General features: G+C 59.3%; 4 protein-coding genes. All 4 read left to right on the forward strand.

Features of this window, described 5'->3' with window-relative positions:
• Window positions 1–134 precede the first annotated feature (134 nt).
• Window positions 135–278, forward strand: coding sequence for a hypothetical protein (locus tag G3576_RS30800; protein WP_164698306.1), 144 nt, complete (start codon window positions 135–137; stop codon window positions 276–278).
• A gap of 314 nt (window positions 279–592) precedes the next feature.
• Entirely contained in the window at window positions 593–2,536 is a 1,944-nt protein-coding gene (locus G3576_RS30805) for a calcium-binding protein (protein WP_164698307.1), read from the forward strand.
• 478 nt (window positions 2,537–3,014) lie between these two features.
• On the forward strand, window positions 3,015–3,179 hold the full coding sequence (locus tag G3576_RS30810; RefSeq protein WP_164698308.1) for a hypothetical protein: 165 nt from the start codon (window positions 3,015–3,017) through the stop codon (window positions 3,177–3,179).
• A gap of 413 nt (window positions 3,180–3,592) precedes the next feature.
• Entirely contained in the window at window positions 3,593–3,823 is a 231-nt protein-coding gene (locus G3576_RS32760) for a transposase (RefSeq protein ID WP_407926148.1), read from the forward strand.
• Window positions 3,824–3,975 lie beyond the last annotated feature (152 nt).

Raw genomic sequence — 3,975 nt, forward strand, 5'->3', positions numbered from 1 at the left:
CATCGGAGACAAGGGGCTTCGCCATACCAGCACCAACGCGCCAGAGCAGGTTTCGTTAGACGCTCTCAGGCGCCCGCGGCGACGCCAAGACCTGGCACGGCTTCGCCTGCGCCATCCAGAGGAGGCTGGCGAACATGCAGATCCAGGCCTTGCTCACCGCCGCCGTCGTCAGCCTCAAGCGGCTGGCAGCGGCCGCCTTGATGCCGCTCTTTGCCGCGCTCGCCGTCGGCGCTGCGCCCGACTCAACCCGGCATCGCCACCCGCCACCACCCGGCTGATCGCCTGCCCGCTACGGCATCCGGACCCCAGTGGCCGTTCTTCAACGGGCACAGAGCCTTGGTTTAACTCACACCAAACAGCCTCCGGCAAACCCGGAGCGGTTCAGTCGGTGCTGAACTGGGCAGCCCTCTGAGCAAGCCGAGCACGGCTGTTGCCAATCGGCTCAGCGGGCTAGACACCGATTGATAACTTGAGCGGCCGTATAACGAAGTGAGACAGCCAGAAGCCGGCTTCACCGACGAAGATCGACGGCGCTTGCATAACGCGAGTAGCGCAAAGACGCGGATGATTCACCCGATTTTGGTGAGCACCGATGGTCATCTCGGTCGGTACTTCGCGGTCCATTTCTGTCGAGTCATATCGCCGCTCTGGCATGACGGACTCTCAGGTCATCGAAGCCGCACTCGTCGATGCGCGAAGGCAGGGCGTCGAAGACGTTGTCTTTGGTTCGCGCTCGTATGCGTTGGATAAAACCATCGTTCTCGGGTCTGGCCTGCACCTGATCGGAAACAATACCGCTATAACATGGACAAAGGGGGGCGCCCCCTATTCATTTTTCCGCACCGACAACGCGAGTGACGTCACGATTGAAGGTTTTGCCTTCAACACGCGCGCCCGGACAGCCGCATCGAGCACCCCACAAACACACGCAATCGTCTTCGATAACAGCACAAATGTTTCTGCGATCGGAAACACTTTCTACGGCGTGAAAGGCATCAATATTGCGGGATCAGAGCAGGTTACGATAGCCGGTAATAATTTTCTGGTTGGCTCCGAGGGTATCGTAACTGGAGGCCTAACACCTGAATCTCGCACAGCCTTGTCCAAGGGCATAATCATATCAGATAACTACTTCGAGGGACAGGGGCGCGAATCAATCGATTTTAATTTCGACACTGTGCAGGCGTACGTTATTGGAAACACCTTTATCGGAGGGTCGCGTGCAGGAAAGGAGCTGCAGGACGAAATCATCGACATCGGCGGTGGGGTTATGGGCCATCTGGTCATCTCAAATAATTCCATTGACGCAAAGAGCGGCTACGCGAGGGCGGTGTGGATAAAACTGGACGTCGCTAACGTAGAGATAACCAACAACTCGATTTCCGGTCTCTTTCGGGTGGATGGCTATGCCGGACTACGTTTAACCACAGTCGATGGCTTCACTATTTCTGGGAACTCAATGATTGGGTCAAATGCGGCTATCCTTGTGGAGCAGAGTTCCAATGGGGTCGTGACAAGCAATACTTTCGAGGGGACTGCACTTATTCAAACCGGGAGTGGCAATAAGCAGATCGTCCAGTACAGCAATTCCAACAATCTCCCGGCGGACGCCTCTTCGTCGTGGAGGGGGCCGGCCGTTTCATTAGTTGATCTGACAGGAAAGAATCAACTTGCCGGGCTGACTGGCAGCGATGCTCTGTCGGGCGGCGATGGCAACGATGTCATCAACGGGGGTGCCGGCAATGATCTTATTCTGGGAGGGCGCGGAGATGATTTGCTGTTTGGAGCTGACGGCAGCGACGTTCTTTATGGCCACTCTGGAGACGACACGTTGGTCGGCGGGGGAGAAGCGGACACACTAAGCGGAGGATCAGGTAATGATGATCTGTCCGGTGGCCTCGGCGATGACCTGCTCGTTGCAGGCGCCGGACTTCAGTTCTTACGTGGCGGTGATGGCGCCGACACGCTCGACGCGTCGCTCGGCCGCGAAGCCGTCCTCGTGGGTGGGAGTGGCAATGATGTTTATCTCGTTTCGGACTCTTCTACGCGCTTTATGGAGGCGCTTGACGACGGGGTCGACATGATTCGGGTTGCCTTCGACGCTCGACTCTATAGGGTGCCTGAGAATGTCGAAAACCTTGTGTTGGCTGGAAATGTGTCTCGCGCTGAAGGCAACGCCGCAGACAATCTAATCGTTGGATCTGACGGTGACAATTTCCTTTGGGGGGCAGTGGGCGCTGATACACTCGCCGGCGGCCTTGGCAACGACACTCTCGTCGGCGATAATCAGGCGGGAATTTCGTCTGCGGATTGTTTTGTTTTTGAAAACGGTGGAGGAAGCGACGTTATTCTGGACTTCCAGGTCGGCTTTGATCGTATTATTCTGCCAGCTAGTGCTTTTGGCTCCAATGTTGAAGCTGTTAATTCGGTTAGGTGGGTGGAGGGCGGCGGAGCGCTCAGCTGGGCAGGCGGGTCCATCTTGTTTTCGGGGATCAAGCATGGCACCCTTTCGGCGAGCGATTTTTTATTTTACTGATTTTTTTGGGTTGCTTTGATCGCAATTGGGCGCCGCAGCAGCCAAGAGTGGCGAAGGATGCTATTCAATGCGTCGCCTTCTTTTTTGAAAAGGTGTGTGGCCTGTGCAACCGCGAGTTACAACGCCTGCCAAGTTTTAGTATTTGGGCTGGCCGTGCTCTGCCGTGGATAGTCAAGACGGGATGACCGCTGGCGGGTCGGTTCGTCGGATCAGGCTGCCTCGACCGTATGTTCGATACCGAGTTTTGCTGACGGGACCTTATGGCGGGGATTTCACGACGTGGGCCGGACCTCATTCAAGTGGCGAGCACTGGAGCCTCGTCTTGGGGCGGCCGCCTCCTCTCCGTTCCGACTACGATGAGCTGGCGCTGCGATCGAAGGATGCGGCGTCATCGCGCCGGCTGCCCTCATTGGCGGCGCCTTGCGACGGCGCGTCGCGGAGCGAGGCTACACGGCTCGGCAGCGCGACACTGCAGATCGTGCGCGACTGGGTGCTGCAGTTCAGCGCCGTGGGGCCGGTCGGCTTGAACGACCAGAAGGCGCCGGGACAGCCGCCGCGACTGATCAACGCGCATCGCAATACGCCGGCCACGGCGATCGCGGCCCGTCCGGTGGCGGCGGCCGACGGCGTACTCCACTGGTAGCTGGTCGACCTCGACGGCTTGCTCTGGGAGGGGTCCGTGGCTCCATCTTGAAGCAGACGCTGAGCCAGGAGTTGCGGGCGATGGGCTACCGCAAGCTCTCGGCCCCACCGCGCCATTATGCGCAGGCCGCGGGCGCCATCGCGGTGCTTAAAAACGCTTCCCCGCGGCGCTGGACGCCTTCGCCGAGGAGCAGGGCCTCGCCCCCGAAGCCATGGAAGTCTGGCTCGCCGACGACGCCAAGGTCGGCCAGAAAACAAGATCGCCCGCCGTTGGGTGCCGCGAGGCAGCCGCCCCACCGCGACGCAAGCTGTATCCTCGGCGCAGTCTGCCCCTGGGAAGACAAGGGCTCAATGCTTGTCCTGTCATTTTGCAACGGTGCCGCGATGAGCCTCCACCTCGGCGAGGTCTCCGCGATGGTAGAATGTAAAATCAGGTCGCCATGCGGTGCTGATGCTCGAGCAGGGCGGCTGGCACCTCTCAGGACAAGTCGCCGTCCCGCTAACATCACCATCCTGCCGCTGCCGCCGAAGTGCCCAGAGCTCAACGTGATAGAGAACGTCTGGCGGTTCACGCACGACAACTGGCGTCAAACCGCATCTAGTACCACCTCCCAAGGCTGTTCATTCACGAGGGGGAATTCTTGACGCCGCGGCGATGTGATTCATGCTGGTGATCCTCGGAGCCCCACCATGCCGCGCGCCATTGCCCTGCGTTCCGACTGCGGATTCCGACGAAGCTGGCCACGGATTCCGATTGAAGGCGGCCACCTGTTCCGATCGAAGCCGGCCGGGGTGTG

Origin of the sequence: Falsiroseomonas algicola, from assembly GCF_011040385.1 — a bacterium.
Taxonomy (GTDB): domain Bacteria; phylum Pseudomonadota; class Alphaproteobacteria; order Acetobacterales; family Acetobacteraceae; genus Falsiroseomonas; species Falsiroseomonas algicola.